Source organism: Tsukamurella spumae (assembly GCF_012396015.1).
Classification (GTDB): domain Bacteria; phylum Actinomycetota; class Actinomycetes; order Mycobacteriales; family Mycobacteriaceae; genus Tsukamurella; species Tsukamurella spumae.
On sequence record NZ_JAAXOQ010000012.1, the window covers coordinates 61386 to 83947 of the forward strand.

24 protein-coding genes are annotated in these 22562 nt (G+C 57.7%); 5 read left to right on the forward strand and 19 right to left on the reverse strand.

Features of this window, described 5'->3' with window-relative positions:
- Window positions 1–121 precede the first annotated feature (121 nt).
- The 9 genes from HF999_RS10820 to HF999_RS10860 form a co-directional block, all read right to left on the reverse strand.
- The gene (locus HF999_RS10820; RefSeq protein WP_168545887.1) at window positions 122–631 is read right to left on the reverse strand and encodes a hypothetical protein; all 510 of its coding nucleotides are present in this window, start codon (window positions 629–631) and stop codon (window positions 122–124) included.
- Window positions 631–1101 carry a phage virion morphogenesis family protein gene (locus HF999_RS10825; RefSeq protein WP_168545888.1) on the reverse strand — a complete coding sequence of 157 codons (471 nt, stop codon included), beginning with the start codon at window positions 1099–1101 and terminating at the stop codon, window positions 631–633. The genes HF999_RS10820 and HF999_RS10825 overlap by 1 nt, the downstream gene beginning before the upstream one ends.
- Entirely contained in the window at window positions 1101–1940 is an 840-nt protein-coding gene (locus HF999_RS10830; protein ID WP_168545889.1) for a hypothetical protein, read from the reverse strand. The genes HF999_RS10825 and HF999_RS10830 overlap by 1 nt, the downstream gene beginning before the upstream one ends.
- Window positions 1941–2083: 143 nt before the next feature.
- Window positions 2084–2257, reverse strand: a complete 174-nt coding sequence (locus tag HF999_RS10835; RefSeq protein WP_168545890.1) for a DUF7210 family protein — start codon at window positions 2255–2257, stop codon at window positions 2084–2086.
- A gap of 9 nt (window positions 2258–2266) precedes the next feature.
- Window positions 2267–3199, reverse strand: a complete 933-nt coding sequence (locus HF999_RS10840) for a major capsid protein (protein WP_168545891.1) — start codon at window positions 3197–3199, stop codon at window positions 2267–2269.
- Between the two features lie 26 nt (window positions 3200–3225).
- Window positions 3226–3594, reverse strand: a complete 369-nt coding sequence (locus HF999_RS10845) for a hypothetical protein (RefSeq protein WP_168545892.1) — start codon at window positions 3592–3594, stop codon at window positions 3226–3228.
- A complete protein-coding gene (locus tag HF999_RS10850) occupies window positions 3594–4769 on the reverse strand; it encodes a phage protease (protein ID WP_168545893.1) in 1176 nt (391 codons plus the stop codon). The genes HF999_RS10845 and HF999_RS10850 overlap by 1 nt, the downstream gene beginning before the upstream one ends.
- Before the next feature lie 64 nt (window positions 4770–4833).
- Window positions 4834–5442, reverse strand: a complete 609-nt coding sequence (locus HF999_RS10855; protein WP_168545894.1) for a hypothetical protein — start codon at window positions 5440–5442, stop codon at window positions 4834–4836.
- A gap of 300 nt (window positions 5443–5742) precedes the next feature.
- Window positions 5743–7485 (reverse strand): hypothetical protein, encoded by a 1743-nt coding sequence (locus tag HF999_RS10860; RefSeq protein ID WP_168545895.1) that lies wholly within the window; start codon window positions 7483–7485, stop codon window positions 5743–5745.
- A 572-nt stretch (window positions 7486–8057) separates the two neighbouring features.
- On the opposite strand from HF999_RS10860, the gene HF999_RS10865 reads away from it, so the two are divergent.
- The gene (locus HF999_RS10865; protein WP_168545896.1) at window positions 8058–8942 is read left to right on the forward strand and encodes a hypothetical protein; all 885 of its coding nucleotides are present in this window, start codon (window positions 8058–8060) and stop codon (window positions 8940–8942) included.
- 8 nt (window positions 8943–8950) lie between these two features.
- Here HF999_RS10865 and HF999_RS10870 read toward each other — a convergent pair whose 3' ends face one another.
- From HF999_RS10870 to HF999_RS10885, 4 genes are read right to left on the reverse strand one after another with little or no spacing between them, the layout of a single operon-like run.
- On the reverse strand, window positions 8951–9772 hold the full coding sequence (locus HF999_RS10870) for a phage minor head protein (protein WP_168545897.1): 822 nt from the start codon (window positions 9770–9772) through the stop codon (window positions 8951–8953).
- On the reverse strand, window positions 9750–11141 hold the full coding sequence (locus HF999_RS10875) for a phage portal protein family protein (protein WP_168545898.1): 1392 nt from the start codon (window positions 11139–11141) through the stop codon (window positions 9750–9752). The genes HF999_RS10870 and HF999_RS10875 overlap by 23 nt, the downstream gene beginning before the upstream one ends.
- Window positions 11142–11157: 16 nt before the next feature.
- Window positions 11158–12567 carry a P-loop NTPase family protein gene (locus HF999_RS10880; protein ID WP_168545899.1) on the reverse strand — a complete coding sequence of 470 codons (1410 nt, stop codon included), beginning with the start codon at window positions 12565–12567 and terminating at the stop codon, window positions 11158–11160.
- Window positions 12533–13015: a DUF5681 domain-containing protein gene (locus HF999_RS10885; protein WP_168545900.1), complete on the reverse strand. Its 483-nt coding sequence runs from the start codon at window positions 13013–13015 to the stop codon at window positions 12533–12535. The genes HF999_RS10880 and HF999_RS10885 overlap by 35 nt, the downstream gene beginning before the upstream one ends.
- Window positions 13016–13121: 106 nt before the next feature.
- Between HF999_RS10885 and HF999_RS10890 the strand changes: the two genes are divergently transcribed.
- Entirely contained in the window at window positions 13122–13862 is a 741-nt protein-coding gene (locus HF999_RS10890) for an adenylate/guanylate cyclase domain-containing protein (protein ID WP_168545901.1), read from the forward strand.
- Window positions 13859–14353 (forward strand): Pycsar system effector family protein, encoded by a 495-nt coding sequence (locus tag HF999_RS10895; protein WP_312854098.1) that lies wholly within the window; start codon window positions 13859–13861, stop codon window positions 14351–14353. Before HF999_RS10890 ends, HF999_RS10895 begins: the two co-directional genes overlap by 4 nt.
- Window positions 14354–14408: 55 nt before the next feature.
- Here HF999_RS10895 and HF999_RS10900 read toward each other — a convergent pair whose 3' ends face one another.
- The 5 genes from HF999_RS10900 to HF999_RS10920 form a co-directional block, all read right to left on the reverse strand.
- The gene (locus HF999_RS10900) at window positions 14409–14927 is read right to left on the reverse strand and encodes a hypothetical protein (RefSeq protein WP_168545902.1); all 519 of its coding nucleotides are present in this window, start codon (window positions 14925–14927) and stop codon (window positions 14409–14411) included.
- A gap of 67 nt (window positions 14928–14994) precedes the next feature.
- Complete coding sequence (locus tag HF999_RS10905; protein WP_168545903.1) at window positions 14995–15429, reverse strand: CAP domain-containing protein; 435 nt, start codon at window positions 15427–15429, stop codon at window positions 14995–14997.
- Window positions 15430–15741: 312 nt separating this feature from the next.
- The gene (locus HF999_RS10910; protein ID WP_168545904.1) at window positions 15742–16257 is read right to left on the reverse strand and encodes a hypothetical protein; all 516 of its coding nucleotides are present in this window, start codon (window positions 16255–16257) and stop codon (window positions 15742–15744) included.
- 236 nt (window positions 16258–16493) lie between these two features.
- Entirely contained in the window at window positions 16494–16811 is a 318-nt protein-coding gene (locus HF999_RS10915; RefSeq protein WP_168545905.1) for a hypothetical protein, read from the reverse strand.
- Entirely contained in the window at window positions 16799–17398 is a 600-nt protein-coding gene (locus HF999_RS10920; RefSeq protein ID WP_168545906.1) for a zincin-like metallopeptidase domain-containing protein, read from the reverse strand. Before HF999_RS10920 ends, HF999_RS10915 begins: the two co-directional genes overlap by 13 nt.
- A gap of 144 nt (window positions 17399–17542) precedes the next feature.
- Between HF999_RS10920 and HF999_RS10925 the strand changes: the two genes are divergently transcribed.
- Window positions 17543–17959 carry a hypothetical protein gene (locus HF999_RS10925; RefSeq protein ID WP_168545907.1) on the forward strand — a complete coding sequence of 139 codons (417 nt, stop codon included), beginning with the start codon at window positions 17543–17545 and terminating at the stop codon, window positions 17957–17959.
- Between the two features lie 1493 nt (window positions 17960–19452).
- Here HF999_RS10925 and HF999_RS10930 read toward each other — a convergent pair.
- A complete protein-coding gene (locus HF999_RS10930) occupies window positions 19453–20169 on the reverse strand; it encodes a replication-relaxation family protein (protein WP_168545908.1) in 717 nt (238 codons plus the stop codon).
- Between the two features lie 297 nt (window positions 20170–20466).
- On the opposite strand from HF999_RS10930, the gene HF999_RS10935 reads away from it, so the two are divergent.
- The gene (locus HF999_RS10935; RefSeq protein WP_168545909.1) at window positions 20467–21120 is read left to right on the forward strand and encodes an ERF family protein; all 654 of its coding nucleotides are present in this window, start codon (window positions 20467–20469) and stop codon (window positions 21118–21120) included.
- Window positions 21121–22562: the final 1442 nt, after the last annotated feature.

Genomic DNA, 22562 nt, shown 5'->3' on the forward strand with positions numbered 1-22562 from the left:
CCAACCCCAGGCACGAAATACGTGCGAATCACTGTCGCCACTTCAGCCGCCGGAACTTTTATGTTTTGCTTGCGAGTCTTCGTCTTCATAACCTATATTTATCACGTTCGATCATTCTTTACTAGGGCAGCTCGACTACATCAGTGCTGTACTGAACACTAAAGCGAACATGGCCCTCCTGCGTCCAAATACCTTTATCGCCGTTCAGTCTCGGCACCTGCCCGTACTCGATAGCAAGATCACTACCGATAGCCGTGATACCCTCGGTCCCCGTGTGCCGCAATGCATGTTTGATTGTGTTAGGTAGATACTGCCCGCTATCTGGGTCGCGCTCACCGATCACGCGGCGGATCTTTCGACTAGTGAGATTGTTTGGATTAATGCCTGATGCGTAGTCATCAGCCTTGTTGTAGATAACCTTGATCACGAGTCTGTCTGTCGTATCGTCCTGACCGAAAGCTGCTGCTTCGGTATCTTCATTCGTCTGATCGACAACGATGCACGGCAAGTTGAAAGCTGGTATCTGATCAGGATCACCGTCATAGAACTCCTTGAACTCGCCCTCCCCCTCGAAGGTCTGCCGCAACAGCCGCAAGATGCGCTGTGTGTTCGCCTCGTACGGGCTCGCCATCACGTGTTCTCCTTGATGGCCTTGGCCACATGCGCCACCAGCATCTCGACGATCCTGTCGTAGCGCGTATCACCGGACCGAACATCCATCATTGGCCGGTAGGGCAAGATCCGACGGGCTGCATCCGACTGGTGGTAGACGAAGTGTCTTGCCGTGTTGGTGATCTCAACCTGCATCGGAGCGGCGTTCGAAATGAACGATCGTTGCATCTCGCCGGTCGCTACGAGCACACCCCGACCTGCGTACTTACGTGCCTTCTGTGCCGCGTAGACAGGCGACAAGCGCGCCCAGGGGTGTCCGATCACCCCTCCGCGCGAGGCGAACACCTCGCCCGCGAAGAAGTCCTTGAGGTAGTCCCCCACGTCACTCATGACTGGCTTCAGGTCATGTACGTCCGCGCCAATCCTCCGCAGCGCGAGCGCAACCTCGTCCGCTCCCTCTACCTCGACGCTGAGGGTGGTGGCTGTCATCAGAACCTCATCCCGATCCGGAATGCGCGGGGATCATCTGAGCCAGGGTGGAAGCTCACGCCTGCACCACGGACATCGTTGCCGTTCTCGTCAGTGATCGAGCTATCGCCGTTCTGGATCGCTTTGATCTTCACCCGCACGTCACTGAGACGGTCCTTCCAGAGCGCAGAGCTGCCCGGGTAGGTCGCTTGAAGCAGCAGGGCCGCTGCGAGCTGGACGGTGAGGGTGTGGATGATCGGCGGGACCGGAGCGAATGGGATCGCCACGCTCAGCACCCCTCGAAATGCTGCGTTGAGCTCGTTCTGCGCATTGAGTCGACACTGCGCGACCAGCGTGTCCCCCAGGTTCACGGCATTGAGGAAGCCTGCCTCCTCACGGATCTCCCGCAGGCTGGCGTAGTTGCCGTAGCTCGAGCCCTGGACGGGTACCGACGCCTCGCTCTCGTAGCTGCCCGCCTGATTCACGTACGTGTAGCGGTACCAAAAGGACTCGCTGCCGTCCGGATCGCGGTACCAGGTCGAGATCTGGTCAGGATCGATCGCGCGCTCGGCGAGCTGGCTGAACGGTCCCCCCTTCGAGGTCGACCGGAAGACACGGATCGTGTCGCCATGTACGGCTGTCACCGCACTGTGACCCTCGTGAGCACGAATCAACGGCTCGACCAGGTTCACGGTCGTCTCATCGTCCACAGTCGCTACAACGGCTCTCTCACAGCCTTCGAGCTTTGTCGTGCCGATATAGATCGTGTCGCCGGCCTGGATATTCTGTCCCGTCACCAGCTCGATCGTTTGCGCCTCTGCGGCAACTTCATCCCGAAGCGACGAGCGCTCCTTGATCATGAATTCTTGAAACGATTCCAGCTGTACGTTATATGCCATCTACTTCTATTGACGCACAAAGGTCAGGATTAGTAAAGATCACATCGGTACGAAACAGAAAGAGCGCCAACATGGTTAGCGCTCTTATATCGTTAGGATCTAACCTACTTCTTGTCGGCCTTAACCTTCGGCTCTACCAGCTTTGCAGTCACCCGCTCACCGATCTTCAGCTTCACGATTTCATTCGCTTCCGCGTCTGATACCTCGATCACCTCACCGGCTTCGTAGGTTCGCGTGCCGTCGAGCTTGACGTTCTTCTTCAGCGTTACCTTCGGCATGTCGGCTCCTTAAAGTACGTCCGCGATTAGGTAGTACACGTCAGTTGAGAAGATCGTCTGGGCATACTTGTCGTTGTCACGCACGAAGTGGCCTTTTGGATCTCGCTCTTCCCACTTGTCGACGTAGTTGTATCCATCCTTGACGAGCGTGTAGCCGCCGTTGACAGACATCAGCTCAGGTCGCGGAGTGATGTACGTGAAGAGCACGTTGTCGCCCCACAGATCAACTGCAGTCGGAGCGACATCAGGGTTCTCAGTATCACCAAGGAAGCCTTGAGCTTTCGCGATCTCGATCGACTGGATCCCGTACGGCGCAAGCACGCGAAGGATCTCGTCCTTGCCGATGATGCTCGCCTGGACGTACTTGAAGCGCTCGATCACTGCTGGGTGGTTGATCAGCGCCAACCAAGCGTCGTAGCCGATCGCCATCGTGTTCGGCAGTTTGAAGGCAGCCTTCCGGAACTGCTTCAACGCATCGATGAGCGTCGCGATTGGGTCAACACCGGAGACAGTGAACTTCGAGCCCGACGTCAGCGTGATGTTGTTCGTGATGATATTCGGATCAGTCAGGATCTTCGCCCCCGAGTACTCCTCAGCAAGGGCAGTCTGCTCCTTGAGGACCAAGAGCGCCGCGCTTTCCGTCTCGAATGGTGAGTCGTACTGGCTGTACTGGTCTTTGTCGACCCAGATCTTGAGTGCCTTCTCAGTGAGCGGTCCCCACACGTCGGTGTGACGGGTCAGGTTGATCTCACGAGTGAGCGAGCGGCCAGTACGGGAAAGATCCTGCTGGATCACGAGGGCTTCTTTCCCCCAGATCGGGAACACACCCGAGTCCTTCTTAACTGATACACGTGGCAGAAGCTTCGGGATGATCAGAGAGTCATCCTCGTTCTTCCACAGTTGGCTCATCGTCGTGAGCTGTTGGTCTACATAAGGTTCCATATTCAGTTATCCATCAATCCTTTCCGTTACGCCGCCACTCGGTCAGCTTTTTCGTATTCGACAACGTCGTGCTCGGCAGCGTCAGCTCGCGCGACACCGAACACTCGATCGCCAGGCGTTGCGACAACCGCCGTGCCCGCAGCGTCAGCAGTCAGCTCATCGCCCTTCGCCACCGCTGCCCCGGTGCGGACCTTGAACGAGCCCTGGCCGTTGACGCGTGCGTAGGACACGAGAGCATCTTGCTTGCCAGGTTTCTCCACCACGCCGACGATGGCGTCGGTTCCTGCTGTTGCCAGCACTACCTTGTCGTCACTGTTCCGCTTCACAACCACGTAGGCTGCAAGATCTGTTAGCGCTACACCTGTGTCGTAGCCTCCATCTCGAAATGCTGTCATTACTGACCTCCCTCTTCTTTAAATTGCTTCGCAAGCTCCTGGTCCGACTTGAGCACCTGCAGGACCGCGTCGCGGTGGCCGAGCTTGCTGTCCGCCTTCACCAGGTCTCCTGCTTTCTCGAATACTTGAGTCGTTGCCGACACCGCACCCTTCGAAGCGCCCGATCCACGCTCTGACGCGTTGATCTTGTCGTTGGTTGGCAAGCCTTCGAGCAGCGCTTTCGCTTGTGTGCGTGCGTCTCCCGTTGATGCCAGGATGAGCTTCACTGTTGCATCGAACTGCTCGCTCTTAATCTGGCCGGCCTCGACGCGTTGAGTCACGAAGTCTCGTGCATCGCGCTCGTCAGCCTCACGTCGGAGCTGCGCCGCTTCGTCACGTGCCGCTTTGGCATCGGCTTCAAGCTTCCGCATCCGTGCATCGACGCTCGCGTTCACGCTCGTTGGCGCTTCAGTCTCAGCCGGAGTCGGCGCCTGTGTTTCGGGTGCCTCAGTCTCCTGCTCACCAAGACCGAGTGCTGCGATCTCATCGGAATTCAGCTCGTCCTTGTGGTCAGCGAGGAACTGTTTCTCTTCTGCTGTAAGGTCTTTCACCTCTTTCGCACGTAGTTCTTCTAGTGTCATGTTGTCTCCTTGATTACGTTTGTTGCTCGCGCCTCCTTGGTCAGCAGTGACACCGCCAGGCGGCACCCGCGAGGCCATGATCGGCTTGAGCTTCTTGAACAGTGGGATATTGGTGAGGCCCGCCCCGGTCAGCACGTTGTTGACGAAGCTGAACTCTTCCTCGGGGTCCTCCCACGGACAGCCGCGAGGATTGAACTCGGGTGAGATGTACTTCCACTCACCGTCTTTGAGCGCTTCCGCAGCGCGCGGGGTCCACTCGATGCCTTCACCCAGGAGCGCTTGGCCGTCGTCGCTTACACGGAGTCGGGAGATCCAGGCCGCAGCCTTGTCCCACGACTCGTGGGCGTAGTTGATAGGGGCACGCGCATCAGCGTCGACCAGGCCGACACCATTGCCAAAGTTGGCCACGAACTCGTGCAGATCGTCGGTTGTAATTGCGAAGTCGCCGTGCCACGGAGTATGCCATATACCCACCCGCAGCAGCTCAATCGAATCTGGCGCGTTACCCTGCGCGTCTGCCTTTATTGATCGAGCTATTACTGGCTTGCGGTTCATCTACTTTAAACATGCGGAAGTAAATGACTTTTGTCAATAGCAATCAACGTAAAGCGACAGCCTTCTAGAATAGAGAACGCCGCCCGAATCCACCCTGCATCTCGTAACCCCGTAAACACTGACGGATTTGCTCCTTGAGCCAGTCAGATAGAACGTAAACGTCATTACCCTCGACGTTAATGTTATAGGCTCGAATTAGAGCCGTCCCGGTATCGCTCGCCGCGAACCAGGACCGATCGACAGAATCTAAGCGCAATTCATCAGACCAGCGGCCCTTGCCGCCAAGCTTATCCCAGGCGGTCCCGACACGACGGTAAACCTGCTGAGGGAGGTGAACTAGTCGCTGAGGATCGAAATACATATCGGTGCCCGGAATCGCCCCTGCGCGCTGAAGCAGCTCTACGTCATGACGAAGACCTGACACTAAACTCTGAATCTCTTTGTCCCGTCGCCGCTTCGCAAAGATTCCTGTCTCATTGTTTTTCAACTCCGGGGCCCCTGCATCGAGCCAACGGTTTTGGTCGAAGTTCAACACGCCCTCGAGCTGCACGTTCTGGTCATCGTTGTTCCTGCGCGTGAGGTTGTAGAGATTGCCAGACACCCCTAGCAGGAAGCCATCGATTTTCCAACCCGAATCAACAAGCTCAGTTTCCGCCGGAACACCAAACGTCACCGAGGTAAATCTGCGCGACCTACCACTGAATTGGTGGGGCCCGTCGCCGTCAACCCGTACGAATAGCTTTCCGCTCATTACAGAGCATTGGAGCGGCACTCTTGATCCGAGAAACTCTGCGGCTTCTTTCAATGACCCCGAGACTTCGCGCGCAACCTGGTCCCCGTACCTCTTCAGAGTGGAACTGACGATGCTCCGCGCAGCGTCCTCCGCCTCAAATTCCCTGTTTAACTCTTCGCCAAAGCTCTCCATGACAGCCTTTCTGCTAGCACATCTCGCTGGTAGTCAGATCCTGCCCGCCTACTTCTCGGGCGCCCGCTCTACGAGGATCTTGTCAGTCTGCACATACTTCGTCCCGGTCGGGATATGTGTGACCTCTATCGTGTAGTTGTACGTACCGTATGCCGTCAGTACGTGCGTTGACACACCGTCGGACCAGTCGTTCTCGCAGCGGCCGCTCTCGCGAGTCTTCGTCTCCGCGTATCCCTTCGGGCCTGTCATTGTGACTATCGCGGAACACTTGTCGCCGCGCTTCCAGTTCTCCAGCTCCCACTGGACCATGATCCTGGCTTCGAGACCGTCGTCTGCCACCTGTTTCTTGTAATCGTCGTCCGGCGTGATCTTGAAGTGATTGCGGCCAACGTGCGTACTAGAAAACAGTCGAGGTGCGCCACCTCGCCCGGCTTGCTGCACCAACTTGAGATTGGTATTCGGCGTCGTCGAAGGCACTGCTATAGACGAGATCGGCGCTGCGCGGGTGATCGTCACGGTCGTGTTGTTGTTGCCGTCACCGAGTCGCTTGATGTTCTCGAGGAACTGGCCAGCAAAGCCGGTGAATTGCTGCGCCCAACCGAGTGGCTTCAGGAATTTATCCAACGATGGGCCTTCAACCGACTTAGAAACCTCAGCAGCCTTCTTTTCCTTGCCTGTATCCGGGAGGCAGCCTTGCGCGACCCGGGTGATCTCCCCGAGCAAAGCAGCATCGATGTTGTCGCCTCTAACGCCAAGCGTGCTCTGGATGCAATCAGAGAGCGACAACAAGGCCGCCGAAGTCTTTATAGCGCTATTTCCCTTGTCCCCCATAATGCCGAGACTCAGTCCCCACGCCTGCTGCAGGATCGAGTAGACGCCCGCAGTGCTGAGCTTCGCCTCTGCGGTCGTGAACTTGTCGGGCAGCTCAAGTCGAGCACCAGAGAACGGGTGAAGCAACGGACTTCCGCCGTGTATCCCGTCTGCAGCAGCCCCCGGAGTTGAGGGACCTCGTATCGACGTGAACTTCGTATCCTTCGGGTCCAGCGTGACCGAGAAGAACTGCGCGGTGCGATTCGTCAGCGAGGCAGTGACCTTCCCGCCGTTCACCTCAAGGCACGGCCACAGGGTCTGGTTGTCACTGACCTCGATCTTCACCGGTCCTGTCGAGTCATTGACTGTGGTCTGACAGTTCGCGGGCTCGTCAGGACGCTTCAAGCCTGCGAAGCCGGCCGCGAAGTCGGTCACCTCTTTCGGTAGCTCAATGAAGCCGAAGAGCTTGACCGAGAAGTGGTCGACCTCAGCGCTGATCGTCTTCTTCGTCGGATCCCACTTCGCGTCATAGACCTGCGCGTTCTCCGTGCCAGGGTCCGACAGCACAACAGGCACGAGCCCTTCATCGAGCTTCGCGGCAAGGCTGGTCTGCCCCGACAGGTCCATGGTGATCTGGACCGGCTTGTCGGGCTGACGGTCCCCCGACAGCTTCACGTCGATACCGTCGCCTACGTAGGTCACTGCCTTCGACGAGGGCTCCGCCCCTGTAACCGGAGTTGCAGTAAGTGTGGTTCCTGCCGGAGCCGCTCCCGCAGGCAACGACACCGTGATCGGCGCGCCACCCGACTTGAGCTCGACCTTGCCGCCAGACTCAGCCGATACCGTGACTTCGGTCCTGCCCGACTCCACGAGGTGCCCCGGCTTCGCCGTTGAGTTGCCCGCAGATTGCGAGTCGCCCTCCGACGTGTCAGGGCTACACGCTGCGACGCTGAGCAGCAGCGACGTGACCACGAGCGCCAAGCCACGTGATCGAACTGGTTTCACTCGCGAGCCCCCGGCAGAGTTCCTGTAGTCAGCCACGAACCGAAGCTTATGGCTCGGTATGTCGTTTGACCAGCAACGGCAACCCAAGTTTCAGGTTGATGGATTCCGGCCGTTCAACCGATAGACCGGCCACGGCCCCTGTGCTAGCTTCCAGCCATGAAAACGCCGTACGGTATCGCGACAAGCGGTTGCTGGTCGCCCGTTCGGTTTCTGGCGCTTCAGATCAAGCCCCTCACCCCACAGGAACGATGCTTATGACCGGCACGCCGCCCTTCAGCCCGCAATACCGAAAGCAGTACTCAAGACAACGCTCATCCTCCTTGGCGATTGCTCCCCTCGAACGTGTTAGAACGCTCCACTCCGACTTTGTGGAGCAGCCTCAGGCAAAGCGGTACCTCGCAACCCGCAAAAACAAAGTTGCCCAGAGATTGTCAATTTGGGCGCCAATGATGAACTTTTGCGGGCCCGAATTCTCGATCGCAGTCGGGGAACGAAGCATAAAGCAATACGGCAAAACGTCTCGGTCGACACTATGGTCCGTAGTCACGATGGCAATCGTGTTCGCCCTCGGGGCGGCGATAGTCGATTCGATTCTCGTAGCATCCCACAAATCGATGATCACTTACAGCGCGAAGGAGATGTCGTCCGTAATATCATTCATGGAGGTCTGGGACTCAGGCCGTCTTGAGCGTCTAAGCTGGTTGATCCCTGACGGCGTCCTCTACACGCACCCGCTGCCAGTCTTGTCGTTCATCGAATACTCAAACATCACTCTGATTGGCGCTGCACTTTTCGCCGCCGTACAGCCCATGCGCCGACTCGGTGTTATTGCAGCTATTAGCCTTCCCTTGACTGTGACTGTTGCCTACATTACTGGCCTGGGAATAATTCCAGGGTTTCGCATCTTCGTTCTACTATTCGGGCTGGTCAGTACGGCGATTGCCCTAGTAGTCGTAAGGCGATCTAGGTCCTGGATCACCCGAAAAAAGGCCGCTAATTCGTATTTCTACTCAACCTATTGGCCGCTCATTAAAGATGACAGCGCAAAAGCGGCCCAACTCGCTACAGACGAGGAGAAGGGGCGACGCGACTGGGTAGCATTTGAGAGAAGCACCAGGAACCGCAAGCTGTTCGACAACCGGAATAATTCATCGGGCGATTGGCAGAAATTCATCGATGCCGAGCGATCCGAGAACAATGTCGGGCGTTCGTCGATGCCTGGCACCCTGGGCGTAAATCATTCTTTTGGCCAACGCTCGCTTGGCGAGATCATCGCCGCATCTCGATCCACTCCGTGGGCAATAACCCCGGAAGAACTCGCGCACGCGGCAGACATTAGCGTCTCAGACGCGCAATGCATTCTGAGCAGGGGTCGAGCGAGGGACCTATCTCCACATGCTTACCAAATCTACCTTGCTATAAACGAAAAGTAGTATCAGGATCAATATTCGTAGTAGACGCCGCACCGGCATCGCACATGCCCTGCCGGTAGCAGGACTTCGGTCCCGTCCGCGAGTCTGAACGTCTCGTCGATCTTGCGCTTCTGGCCGTTGATCGGACCGCACCGCTTCTCACACGCACCCGGTAGTGACTCCCAGGTCTTCCGTTTCGCCCCGGTCTCGGTCGCGTACTGGTGCTGGCCGATCGCGTAGGCGTTGACGCTCTCCGTCTGCGCGATCATCTCGGCGCGCACCGGGTTGTTGATGATCGATCGCAACCGCTCGATGGCCTCAGACGTTGTCTCGCCGCGCGTGAGCGATTGTTTGATGCTCAGACGGATCTTGTTGCGGGTCGTATCTGTCACGCCGCTTACGAGCCCTGCGATGTGCTCCTGCGCGGCTAGCGCAACGAAGTCCTGGATGCTGTCGATGTGAAGGGGCATCTTGTAGCGCTTGAGCGCGGCGTCTACACCGATCGTCGCGATGAGACTGATGGCCTCGATGATCGCTCTGGTGAGGTCGAGCGCCTCTCCCTTCCACACGGCGTCCTTGCCGCCAGGTATGAGATCGTCCTCGTGCGTTGCAGCCTGGACCTTCGGCTGTGCCGCGACCTGCCGCTCGTATCCCGCCCAGTCAACGTATCGATCGACTCGATGAGACAGCGAGTACAGGTACTCCTCGGCATCGCCTTGAAGGTCAGCTTCAGCCTGGACCAGTGCGCGGAAGGCCGCTCGATCACTCTTGTACCCCGGCGCCCACTCTTCCGATGCTCGTATGCCGGCGCGCACAGTTGCGAGCGCTTCAATCCTTGTCTGTCGGTCCATAGAGGCTCTTCTCCAGCAGACGCTTCATGGTGCGTGAGGCAGAGAGAAAGCGAGCCCGCATCGCGCGGTTGGCCTTCACGTCATCGGCTGGTGCGTCACCGATCTCCTGGTCCTCGTCAGCTTCCTGCTCGCCGTCGGCCTGTGCTGGTGCGGGCGTCCCATCAACTACGCGTCGCTCTTCGCCCTCTTCCGCCTTCGGTAGTCGGATCAACTTGCGCAGGTACGCCTCGTCCGCATCGCTCGGCGTGAGCACCTTGGCGTCGATCAACGTCTTCACCACACTCGATAGAGTCGTCAGGTCTTCCTTGCCGACCTGTTCAGCAACAACAGTCGGGTACTCTGTCACGTTGAAGTTCGAGTCGACGAGCTGCTTCACGACCTGCTCAGTCACCTCGGCAGCGATGTTGTCAGCAACGGCCTTGTTCGCAAGGTCGAAGAGGCGACTCTGGTCCCCTGACGCGGCGAGAGTGCCGGACGAACCTTGTGCACCGATCTCGAGCCACTGAGCGAGCACGTTCTTGCTGATCTGCCGGTCGTGATGGTTCAGGCTCGGCTCGATGTCCTTGAGCGTGCCCGCCTTCATATCCATGAACTCGATCGCCCACCCCTCGGGCTGGCGGATGAACGCTTCCTCGTTCGCACGTAGGTTTCGCGCGGCCTCTTCCGCCCGCTCGATGTCCTTGCCGTCTGCGTTAGACGGATGCTGTATCCGGACCACGCCCAGCGCCTGGCGCTCGTGGCCGATCGCATCGATCTTGTAGAGGTTCTTCATGATGTACCAGTGCTGGTACGCCGAACGTAGGACGCTCACACCCTCGTAATTGTCGCCCTCCTGCTGATTCGTGATGACTAAGAGTTGGTCCGCGGGGATGCTGAACCGCTCGCCCTGATGAGTCCACTGCGTGACGCCAGGCTTGCCGTCCTCCTGGACCCACTTCGAGATCGTGGTCTGCTTCCTGAACGCGAGCTTCTTGACCACCACGCGAGGGATCCCGTCAACCTCCTGCACACCCCAGACGCACTCGAACACAGCAAAGCCGAAGTCCAAGTGCGTCAGTGCTTCCGAGAGAAACGCGCGCCACTTAAGGATCTTCGTCAGGTTGTACTCGACGAACTTGGCGACCTCTTCGTCCTTCGGGTCGCTCGACGCAGCCTGCACGCCCCAAACGGCAGAGATGACGGGCAGCTTGATCGCGGAGAGCACAGCACGAACGGTCGCGTTGCTGCGGCGCATCTCATCGTAGATCTCATACGCTCGCCGGCCGACGAGGTCCTGGTTGTATTCCTCCCCCGTGATAAAGCCATCGAATATGTTAGTGCCGGATTTGCCGATCTCTTTTGATCTTTGTTTGGAGAGACTCTTCGCCATATATCTTCAATGTAAACTAGAACCGCTTATTTAACAATCCTGACGTATGCGGCTTATCCGGACGATTGTTCTCTGATTTCGACTCGTACGCAAAGCGCTGGACTGGACGGAGGGCGACGTAGAGACCCATAATTACCGCGTCAAAGATGTCAGGGCTCACTCCAAGTCGCTTCTTGATCTGCTTCTTACTCTCGACCTTCAGCACCTTGTCTGTGACGTCAAAGTTGTGCATCATCGCCTCCTTCTGCAGCTCTTTGAGGTACGGGCATCCTTTGTAATGCTTGATGATTGCTAGCTCGAGGCCACGAGCGTAGAGGTAGACCATCTGCGACCGAAGATCGGCGAAGTGGAGTGGCGCCGGCGCGACGCCAGGCAGCATCACCTTTGGATCAGGCGCACTACCGCTCATGAACTCGAACGGGTGAAGACGACGAGTCACCAGATCCCCGACGACACCACCCCCGATGCCGACAGCGTCGACCGCCAAGTCAGCTATCCCGTACCCGTTATCGACCGCATCCGCTTCGAGCCACTCGGCCTGCTCAGCCGTCTCCATGCGCTCGTTCTTCGCCTTCACCACCGCAAGGTCTGCGACGGTCAGTCCGTACATCAGGCTACGGGTCGAGCGGTCCTCGCCCTTCCACGCCACGTCGTAGCCTGCGGACCGCTTCGCTGCTGCGTCGAGTTCGTCGACCAGGGACGATGCGAAGTGGCGCGATTTGAACAAGGACGCCGACTCGTCCGAGTAATCCCAGTTGTTACGCATGAAGCGCTCGACCCACCACTCGGGGTTCGTCATGAGCGCATCGATGTCGCCCGGTGACTGCCACGAGTCCTCGATACCGAACTCGATCACCCTGATACGAGCGGGCAGTGTCCCATCTTTCCACCGGTCGTAGATGTGTTCCTTGAGCCAGCCGTCGTTCGGGTTGGCGGTGATCACCGAGAGCGACGGCTGTCCATGCTCGTTCTTGCGCCCCTTACGAGAAGTCGCTTGCAGGTACATCTCGAACTCGAACTCGTCCACCTCATCCAGGTGGTTGCCGGTAGCGTTGATTCCCTTGATCTTCTTGCCGCCGCGGTCCTTCGTCGCGTCAGCCTCACGGAACGGGATCGTCGAGCCGTTGGGGAAGGTGATGCGGTACGGCTTCTGCGTGTAGGCGAAGTCTTTGCCCTGGACCAGTCCCATGCGCTCCGCCATGTCGAGGTAGCTCGGGATAACCGTCTCCACCGCTGTGGACTGGTTCACACGGAACACTGGCCAACGGGTCTTCGCGAAGGCGTGGCAGATCGAAAGCACCAGGTGAGCGGCGATATCTGTCTTGCCGGTGCCGACCGCCCCGATCAGTACTATCGTATCGACCGTCGGGTCATTCGCCGCCTCGATGACCTCAGCTTGCTTCTGCTTGAGCTTCAGCGGCTCCATCGTTGTCGTGACCTCGCGGCTTAATCTTGCTGATCACCAGCGGGGCAACCTCGACGCGCTCGCCGTCCGAGACGAGGTCAATCTTGGTCCCATAGCCATACTTCGCGAGCCAGTCGCGCGCGGCGTGCCGTGCCTGATGAGGGTTGTTCGGGTTGAAGGCCTCGATCATGGCGGTCGTGACGATCGCCTTCATCGCCGTGCCCTGGAACTCAGGGTCCGCCTTCTTCACCTCGTCCTGCAGCTTGCCGCTTAGGCGCTCGATGAAGCGCTCATCGTTGAGCAGGTCCTGGATCGTGCTCGAGAGACTCTTTCGACCCTTGGGCCTGCCAGCGGGGTTACCGGACTGCCCCGCCTTGAACTGGGTCTTCGCACCTATGTTCGGATCGAACTCGCCTGATCCGAGCCTCTTCGTCGCCTGTTCTTCGCCTGATGCTGATGTATCTGCCATATGCAACCATTTATGCACGCCAGGGCGGTTTTGTGAAGAGGCAGGTCGTGTCAGCGGTGCCGAGTACGATCAGTAGGTCAACACTCGTCCGCCGAAGGGTTCTGCTTTGTCACTACTCGATGACATCGATACTCAGATCGACAAGACGATTAACACGTCGATGTCGATCACGACGCGATCTCAGAACTCGGAGGACCAATCAGTCCCCAAGCCAGAGGACCTAGCCTACAACGGCGGCAAGATTATTCGAGCGACGTATCTCTATACCGATATGCACGACTCATCCAAGCTGGCAGCCGACGCTTCACAGGAGAGTGCCGCAAGGGTATTCCGTGGCTACCTAAACGTCAGCACGAAGGTCATCCGCTCACATGGCGGGCACATAAGGAGCTTCGACGGCGATCGGGTCATGGGCGTATTTACCGGGGCCGATCAACAGGATCGCGCAGTCAAATCGGCCATGATGATCAAGTGGGCTGTAGCAAACAAACTAACGCCCGCCATTCACGCATCAATCCCTGAACTACAGGACGCCGGATGGACGTTGCGCCAGTCAAGCGGAATTGCAGTGGGTGATACGCTACTAGCCCGAGCAGGGTTCCGAGACAATAATGACATGATCTCGATTGGTGCTGCACCAAACCTCGCCGCGAAACTTAGTGACATTCGCAATACCGGTGACGACGCAAAATTCGAGACATTAATCGGCAAAGGTGCATATTCAGGACTATCGGATAGCTGCAAGATCTCTGATGGTAAGAATATGTGGCAAGGGACCTATTCGATAAACCTCGGAGGGAAGAGCTACAGCTACTACCGAACGTCGTACCATTGGAAGGTCTCGTGACGGCACCCGACCCCATAGACACCGCCTGGAAGATCCACGCCGCCTTGGCGGACTGGACCGGCAAGGTCGATACGAAGGCGTCTTTCGCCCTCACCATTGAGTCCGCCCTTCTCGCAGGTGTCGTCACCCTCTCTGCGGACGGCCGCCCACTGAACGGGCTCACAGGATGGGCCTCAGCCTGGTATTGGGTAGGCGTATTCGCGCTGGTGGTTGGAGTCATCTGCGCAGGGATGGTCGTGCGACCGCGCCTCCGACGTGGGGCGCTCGAGGTAGAAGCCGAAAACAACTTCATCTACTTTGGGCATCTTCAGCACCTCACGACTGAACGAATCGCCGAGCACCTCGAACAGACGCCGTTGCTTCCTGTTCTCTCGAAGCAACTGTCGGAGATGAGCAAGATTACCTGGCGGAAGCATCGCCTAGTTCAGCTCTCCTTGAGCCTTGCTCCGTTCGGCGTATTCTGCCTGTTCGTCGCCTCGACGTATGGCTAGATGGCGGCAAGTAGCGTGCGCGGGTTAGCCCTGCGCCCTTTCGATATCGGGCTGCCTACGACGCGTTTACGTCTGGTCCGTCTCCCCGTGTGGTCCAGTCGGAGTAGGCGCACAAGTACGTCCCTTCTGCCAACCGACCATCGGGTTTTGTGTCTGGATCGCCGTAGAAGCCGACGACCCACCTACTGTAGGTCGAGTCGGATTCTCTCTTTGAAGGGTCTGCCTTCTCGAAGAGCTTCTCCCAGCTAGTCTGCAAAATATCGATCTTATCCTCTGGGATCTCCGTAATAGTCCCACCAGAGGGGCCTAGTTCCAACGCCGATGGCTCTTTAATCCCATATTTGTCTGGGCTACTAACACTCTGTTCGTAGACGAACCGAGGGCCACTCTTCGAGCCCCTACCAATCTGCCACGAAGACGCTGCCGCCTCCTTGCAACTCGCCCCGAACAGCACCTCCTTGCCCGCCTTCGCCTTCGTGGCAGGCGCGCCACCGTCGTCGGTGCTGCTTGAGCAGCCCGAGACGAGGAGGGCGGCGGCGAGGAGGGGCGCGGAGATTGCGTACGGCGTTCTCATGGGCGGAGTGTAGCAATGTGGACAAGGGGATGGTGTCGGTCAAGCGAGGGGTTTTGCTGGCACACCGCTAGAGTCGCCCGAAGTGCGCCACCACCAGCGCGCACCCCTCGTCGTCCTCGGCGACCCTGTAGCCCACCTGTCGGTAGTCGCCGGTCAGTACCTCTTCGTGCACCGGGCTCTTGATCCAAGCTTGCACTACGTCGAAGCCGTCATCGAAGCAGCGAGACAGGTTCTCCCCCGCCTTGTCATACGCGTAGCCCGCCTCGGTGAAGAAGTGCCAGGGTTCAGTGCCGTCTGGCGCGTTGTGATCCCAGTAGCCCTCTCGCGCCATCTCATCCGCCTTAGCCTGGGCGCTCTGGTTCAGCCGGCGATCGACTGCAAGCTCTGGCAGCCCCTGCGAGGCGCGATAGCCGTTGATCCGGTCCGTCATGCCCGCAAGCGGCTCAACGTCCTCCTGCGTTGCCTGAAGGGCGAATGCGGTCACGATAAGTGCGGCGGTCACCAACGCCAGGATACCTATTCTTCCAATATTCATTTATGAGTTCTCCGTTTATTAAGTTGTGACTCCATTATGCGCTTATGGTTAAATAAGTCAAGTACCTATTTACAGAATCGCACTATTGTGTTATATTTAGAATTAAGATGATAGTCAAAAGAAACAGCCGAATCGACATAAATCAAACTGCAACCGTACTTGTGCGGCCGATCATCGTTCGGGCAATCGGCAATGTAGATCGATTCTTTGAGACACAAGCAGGAACACGGCAGAGTCACTAAGCCACACGGCATTCGCGACAGTCGCAGGCCGGATTCCCTACGACGCGATTACGTCTGGTCCGTCTCCCCGTGTGGTCCAGTCGGAGTAGGCGCACAAGTACGTCCCTTCTGCCAACCGGCCGTCAGGCTTCGTGTCTGGATCGCCGTAGAAGCCAATCTGCCAACTGCTATACGAGGAATCTGTCTTCAGTTTTTCAGGGTCTGCCTTCTCAAAGAGCTTCTCCCAGCTAGTCTGTAGCGCGTCAATCTTGCTGGCAGGAATATTCAAGATCGTGCCCCCGTGCGCGCCCATTTCCAGGGCGGAAGGCTCCTTTATGCCACCGTCTTCCGGTGATTGTTCACCCAGTGCTACCAGTTTTCTCGGATCAATGTCGTTATTAGCTCCGAACACAGCGTCGTGCGCCGCCTCCTTGCAGCTCGCCCCGAACAGCACCTCCTTGCCCGCCTTCGCCTTCGTGGCAGGCGCGCCACCGTCGTCGGTGCTGCTTGAGCAGCCCGAGACGAGGAGGGCGGCGGCGAGGAGGGGCGCGGAGATTGCGTACGGCGTTCTCATGGGCGGAGTGTAGCAATGTGGACAAGGGGATGGTGTCGGTCAAGCGGGGGGGCTCGCACTACCAGCTCTCCACAACCATCTCGATACGCCGCTTGCTCTTGCACTGCCCGCAGGCGAGGACGATGAAGTAGCTCCTGCCCTGGCGATAGTCATAGCCATGCTTGATCGCCTTCGCGTCCCGAGACGGCGTGATCGTCTCTCGGTAGCGCTTCCACTCGTGCGCACACGGCGGCGTATCAGGCACCGGGGGTCGTCGGGTCATCTTCATCCCGCACCTCCTGGTACCACTCCAGTACGCGCTGTCGCTCGTCCAACACGTGCTCGCGCTCAGCCCCGTCCACGACAAGCGACCGGATCTCAAGATCGCAGACTCGCATGGCGAGCCGTGCCAGCTTTCGCTCATGCGTCTCGTCCAGGCCCAGCTCACTCGCGATCCACTCGTACGCCCGCCGGTTTCGGTGGTAGTACTGCATCAATGCCTTGCGCCGATCGAACTTGCGAGGAGCTTCACGCTCCTTGGACCGCCGTGGGCGGAATGGGATCAACTCGCCCATGCCTGCTCCTTTGGAACTCGGCCGGCCTCGATGATCGAATCTGCCGCCTTGAAGATCGCTCTCACGTCTCCGTCAGTGGGTCGCTCCCCCGCAGACCAGGTCTGTATGTACGCACGACTCACACTTGCCATCTCAGGCGTCAGTAGCCCGAGCTCGTTCGTGACGAGGTGCGCGACCGCCTCAGCCCCAAGCTCCATTGGACCGCGATGGCGAAGGTAGTTGGCGTGGGCGTCTGAATCTGTGTGTCCTAGCTCGATGTGGCCAAGCTCGTGGAAGAAGGTCTTCGCCGGGTACTTCGCCGCCGGGTTGATCGCGATCTCCCTACCGGCGCTGTAGCCCTGAGTGTTCGCTACCTGAGTCTGAAATGCCACCTCATGGATTGCGAGAGCAGCAAGCGCGCGACTCCTACTCCACTCCGGCAACTCGATCTCTGGTAGTGGTTCGCCCTCCGTCATCGACACCGGGAACACGCTCTTGACCGGCATGAACCGCTGGATCTTCTTGTCCTCGCCGGTCTCTTGATCGACTTCTCCAGTCTTCACGAGGATCGGACGCTGAATGTAGAACGCCGACGCTCCCTTCGTCACGTGACGATCGACGGCCTTCCACCCGGCGAACGTCGCTACGGGCTCGACCGGACAACCCTGCATGAGTAGGAACGCACAGTTCCGAGTGCTGTACTGGCGGAAGCGGCGATACGTGTCACCCAGGGAGCCTTCAACATTCAGGGCGTGAGTGAGCAGGTCCGACCAGTCAGGGTGCGCGAGGTGCCCGGGGACCTCCGCTGGGGCACGGTTACGACGACCGGCCACCTACGTAGTCGCCTCCTGTGGTGGACACACTTCGTGCACGACCTGGTAGTGACCATCGTTCCGGTCACGATTGAACGGATCATCCACCACCCACGCGCTAAGAACCTGATCACCGTCACTCACCTCTCTGTCGCAGTACATGCAAGTTGGGTCGGTGGTAGTTGCGCAGGCACATATGTCAGGGTTGACATCGGAACATCCAGCGAAGCCCTCATACACATATGCAAACGGCTCATGGTACGAATCGATCCGGTCGAGTACGTGCTGCTCAATCAACTCCGCGAGACGAGCTTTGGTTCGAAACTGAGGCGCGGCCGAATAGAACTCGTCCGCTAAGGACCGATCTCGCCCACTCATATCACCGCCTTTACTACGTGGCGACGCGAGTTGGCGCGCTCTCGCGCACGATCCTTCAACTCAGTCTCATATTCAGCCACGATGTCAGTCATCTCCACAATCGCTTCACGACCCGCAGCTTTGTCGAACAACCTGATCCGCTCGTACGTGTAGGGAGGCTGCTGCAGCATCAGCCTCATTCCATGGACTTCGATGTACAACTTCAGAGCCCTCTGCTGTTTTGGCGACATATTATTCCCTAACCTCCATCTCGACGTACTGCAGAGCCTCCCGCTCTGATATGTAGTCGCGAATCGCTATCAGCTTTTGCCCTCGCTTAAGCGCATACCTACTTCCGAACTCCTGCTGAAACTCTTCCGCCGTCAAGTAGCGCTCGGTGAAGTACTTCGTCGTCACATTTCCCGAACTGTCCACATCTGTAGACTTAACCACTGTTGTCATATTGATCTCCGTTTATTTAGTAGTAGTTCCAGTATGCGCTTATGGTAAGCAAAGTCAATAGCATATCGAATGGTCGAGCCAGCTTCCCTATGGATAACTGCGCATAAAGGGGACGAAAGCTACCCTGTAGACTCTATGCGTACCCTAGAGCACCATAGATCGCTGCGATTCAGTTACATGCGCTAGTTTCAATATCAGGGCGCGGACTTCCCATACCGCCTTTACCTCGTAGGCCTCCCCTCCTGATGGAGGGTTGCTCTCCCACATCTTTACTCCTAGCCGTGCGATATGTGCAGAGGTACGCCCAGGTTGTCAGCCTCCGACAGAGCCTGGAATTTGCTCCACACACATCTACGTCTTTGTTGTTATGAGATCGTACAACTCATTTTGCATATAAAAGGTCTTGCATAAAGTTCGATCGCGCCTTATAATCATAAGTGACTGTGAGCACGAAAAGAGTCAGCCAATGAGCTGGCTCTTTACTTTTTCTCGAATCCTTATACCCCGGTATTGTGCAACATTGACTGTGGGCACTCACGGTACTCCCTATTTATGCACATCACACGCGCCCTTGCAATACACAAAACCGCCCCACCAAAGGATGGGACGGTCTCACATAGCAGGTGGAGGGTAAGAAAACCTGCTGTTACGTTGCCTACGGTCCGCGAGGAGCATAGGCGAAGGTGGGAGTACAATTGTGTGAAAGGTGCGGGCGCAACGTGTCGCGTCTAGTCCTATTTAAGCACAATTGAACATATTCACAAGAGCTCCACACTATGAGATAGTGGGAGCACATGACAAAAGAACACACGCCAACTCAACGACCAACGGTTAACCCGTCAAAGCTAATCAATATCAAATACGCTATCGATCAGAAGGGCGTACCACGTTCATCTGCAGAGGTGATCAAGGAACGGGCTGAGGCTCGACGGCACGCGCTTACACGATGGCAGCCCAGTGACCGGGCAACTCGTGCTGCGACTAAGACGGATACCAAACACTCAGCATAGAGTGTTCTGACATTACTCCCATTAGTTAGTCCACAACTCATGAAGGGTTTCGGTAGTCCTCACGTCGAACAGCTTGCGGGCGCTCTCGGGTATCTCTCCGATGATGTGGCGCAGTTCGCTCGCCCGTTCCTCATCTATAGCTACAAACACGATATATGGGAAGTGGCCGCCAAACATGTCCACATCGCCCCAGAAGCGGTGCGCGTGCCGATAGCGGGCAATCTTATCGGTGATCTTCTGCCGACGTTCTGTCGCCATGTCAATCTCTAGCCATACCCTCCGCCTCACCCCACGCGGCAAGTCAAAGCACACGTACAGGTCGGGCCGGATATCTGCCTGCCCTACCGTGAACCACGTGTCTGGCTCGGTGATCGTCTCTTGGAGCCGTAGATTCCTCTCACGTTCAGCGTGCACAAGCTGCACGTATGACTCAGTGATCTGTAGGCGGTGTCGATCAAGGACCCGGTACGGCTGATACTTGCCCTCACGTCGCAGGTAGTTCCATCCCTTGCGGTCGAGCTGGTAGACGTACTGGCCGGAGCCGTGTGCCCATCCCCCAATCGGTCGCTCCCCCATACGTCGCAGCATGTTGGTTTTGACGAGTCGAACCAAGGCACGCTGGCACGGCGTGTTGGACGCGTTCTCATGGAACAGGATCGACTCGATCTGCCCGGATGCGACCTGCCCAAACCTCCCCACCAGGGCGATTATTTGGGCGTCACGGGGCGACAAATTCATAAGACACATTGTGATGCGGAGCAGTCCGCGCCGTCAAGCGTGTAATGCCCTGGTCACGAGCATATTCAGGGTGTGCCTACGACCACGTCAGATCCACAGAGACTCACACGTGGCTATGAGATATGTTGAGCGCCTGTGGATAACTAACAGCATAGCTCCAATTATTGCGCTTTTGCTATTGACTTATTGCGCCATAAGCGCATAATGGAAGTAACCTACCGGGCGGAGACAAGCAACATGCAGTTCGCGCCATCGAGATAGGCGCACAGTTATAAATCTTAAACGGAGAAAAGACACGTGACGACAGAGTCATCTTTAGAGAACTCTGAGCTATATGCTGCACTCGTTTCGTTCCAATCTGAGGTGCCGAGCGTAGAAAAGAAACGAACCGCCCAGGTGACCACGAAGAGCGGATCGACCTACGAGTACTCATACGCGGATCTAGCGGACATATGGGCAGCGATACGCGAGCCTTTGAAGAAGAACGATCTAGCCGTGCTACAGCCGCTTTCCGGCGGGAATAGTGGCGAGGTAATACTCACGACGATCGTGGCCCATAAGAGCGGCCAGAAGCTGATCTCGGAGCTACCAATAAGTATCGCTGGAAAGAACGCGCAAGAGCAAGGCTCGTTGTTCACCTACATGAAGAGATACACGCTCGGAGCAGTGCTGGGCATCGCAACCGAAGAAGACGATGATGGGGTTGCTGGCAACCAAGTACAACGAGCCGCTAAATCGGGTTCCAGTAGAGGGGCCACACTACCACCAAAGGCTTCGGCTAAGCGGGTGGCCAGTCAGGGTCAACTGAAGCTCATCGGTAAGCTCGCCGGGGAGGCCGGCTACGACGACGCGTGGGTCGCGAACGCACTGATGAAGGTTAATACATCAGCGGACGCAAGTACCTTGATCGACAAGCTCAGACAGAGCACAGCGGGGGTCGATCATGGATAACCCACCGTGCATCGCATGCATGGATCTACGACCGGTCATCTATGACCAGGACGAGAACGGGCTATGCGAGCCCTGCCAGCCGACGGATCCGGAGATCTATGCAGCTTTACTGAATCTAATCTACAACTAGGTCGGTGCTCAGCACCAGAGGAACCATGCCAAGTAAAGGCACCAAACGAATAACACCAGCAATCTATAACCAAGTGCGGACGAGCATCGTGAAGAACGGCTTCGATCCGACGGTCCAGGAGTTCGGCTACAGCCTGCGGACCATCCGCACGATCGCCCACTCCCAGGACTACGTCTCATGGCGCGATGCACGACGTCGCGACAATAAAGCGACTCAGACGCCGGAGACACCCCCCGTGTCCATCAAGAAGCCTGGACACGGGTCACAGATCGGACCCACTCCGGCACAGGCAAAGACGGCTACTCACGACATAGGAGGCCTCGAAGCTCAGGTGTCCAGCCACCACGTGCGTATCGCGACCCTCGAGCGCTTGGTTCGACGTCGAGACAGCGAAGATGCAGCACTCTCGATCACCGAGGCTGATCGTCGCAGTCGGCCAGGTCTACTGCGACGCATCGCCAAGAGACTCGGCCGATGAGCGGCACAAGAGAAGGCGGTGCGAAGACCGCAGCAACGATCATCAAGCGGCACGGCAAGGACTACTACAAGAAGATCGGGGCCAAAGGCGGGCGGGTACGTTCCCCGAAGGGCTTCGCGCTCATGACCCGAGAGTCCCATCGCAAGGCAAGCGCGAAAGGTGGTCACATAAGCCGTATAAGAAGGAGGACGGAGGATGGCGAAGTTTAAACGATTCGATAACCGAGAGTTCGTGGTCACCTGGCTTAACAGCGAGTCAGCCCAGCAGGTCGCTCAAACCTTGGGTCGATCGGTAGGGGGGTGGAGCAGAAGGCGGCGGCGCTGCGAAAGCGAGGCGTAAAGCTGCCCCGCTTCACCGGTCGGCAGTCTGAGACTGAGCGTCGCCTGGAGGTGGCTCAGCTCAATAACTTGATCAACAGGCATCAGAAGGCGAATCCCTAAAGATCGCCCGCGCGCCTGCAGTGGCGGCACACGAAGGCCAGCGAGCCCAGGTCATCATCCTGCCGGAGTTGCCGAAGGTAGGGCTCAGCGACCGATACGCGGCCGCATACGAAGCAGTAGCGCCGATCCAGTCCGTTCTGCTCCATCCAGGCGATCACACGCCGCCGCATCGGGTCACGAGCAGCATCCGGTCTCGGCGGGGACGGGCCAACGTACTTGCGCACGGCGCGCTGTACGGCCCGCTCCCCCACGCGGAGTCCGAGTTGATCGATGATTTCACGGGCCGATAGACCTGCCTCTGCGCAGATGATCAGTTCGTCGATATCGTAGCTCGGTCGCCGCATTACTAAACCGATTATCTCATAGTTCGCATTGTTTCGATTCGCCCAATGCG

Bases quoted from the DNA above. Each gene is read 5' to 3' on its own strand.
- HF999_RS10825 (WP_168545888.1), bottom strand. From the start codon at position 1,101: ATGACAGCCACCACCCTCAGCGTCGAGGTAGAGGGAGCGGACGAGGTT.
- HF999_RS10840 (WP_168545891.1), bottom strand. From the start codon at position 3,199: ATGGAACCTTATGTAGACCAACAGCTCACGACGATGAGCCAACTGTGG.
- HF999_RS10900 (WP_168545902.1), bottom strand. From the start codon at position 14,927: ATGAGAACGCCGTACGCAATCTCCGCGCCCCTCCTCGCCGCCGCCCTC.
- HF999_RS10830 (WP_168545889.1), bottom strand. From the start codon at position 1,940: ATGATCAAGGAGCGCTCGTCGCTTCGGGATGAAGTTGCCGCAGAGGCG.
- HF999_RS10845 (WP_168545892.1), bottom strand. From the start codon at position 3,594: ATGACAGCATTTCGAGATGGAGGCTACGACACAGGTGTAGCGCTAACA.
- HF999_RS10820 (WP_168545887.1), bottom strand. From the start codon at position 631: ATGGCGAGCCCGTACGAGGCGAACACACAGCGCATCTTGCGGCTGTTG.
- HF999_RS10885 (WP_168545900.1), bottom strand. From the start codon at position 13,015: ATGGCAGATACATCAGCATCAGGCGAAGAACAGGCGACGAAGAGGCTC.
- HF999_RS10875 (WP_168545898.1), bottom strand. From the start codon at position 11,141: ATGGCGAAGAGTCTCTCCAAACAAAGATCAAAAGAGATCGGCAAATCC.
- HF999_RS10865 (WP_168545896.1), top strand. From the start codon at position 8,058: ATGGCAATCGTGTTCGCCCTCGGGGCGGCGATAGTCGATTCGATTCTC.
- HF999_RS10930 (WP_168545908.1), bottom strand. From the start codon at position 20,169: ATGAATTTGTCGCCCCGTGACGCCCAAATAATCGCCCTGGTGGGGAGG.
- HF999_RS10850 (WP_168545893.1), bottom strand. From the start codon at position 4,769: ATGAACCGCAAGCCAGTAATAGCTCGATCAATAAAGGCAGACGCGCAG.
- HF999_RS10870 (WP_168545897.1), bottom strand. From the start codon at position 9,772: ATGGACCGACAGACAAGGATTGAAGCGCTCGCAACTGTGCGCGCCGGC.
- HF999_RS10835 (WP_168545890.1), bottom strand. From the start codon at position 2,257: ATGCCGAAGGTAACGCTGAAGAAGAACGTCAAGCTCGACGGCACGCGA.
- HF999_RS10880 (WP_168545899.1), bottom strand. From the start codon at position 12,567: ATGGAGCCGCTGAAGCTCAAGCAGAAGCAAGCTGAGGTCATCGAGGCG.
- HF999_RS10915 (WP_168545905.1), bottom strand. From the start codon at position 16,811: ATGGGCGAGTTGATCCCATTCCGCCCACGGCGGTCCAAGGAGCGTGAA.
- HF999_RS10910 (WP_168545904.1), bottom strand. From the start codon at position 16,257: ATGAGAACGCCGTACGCAATCTCCGCGCCCCTCCTCGCCGCCGCCCTC.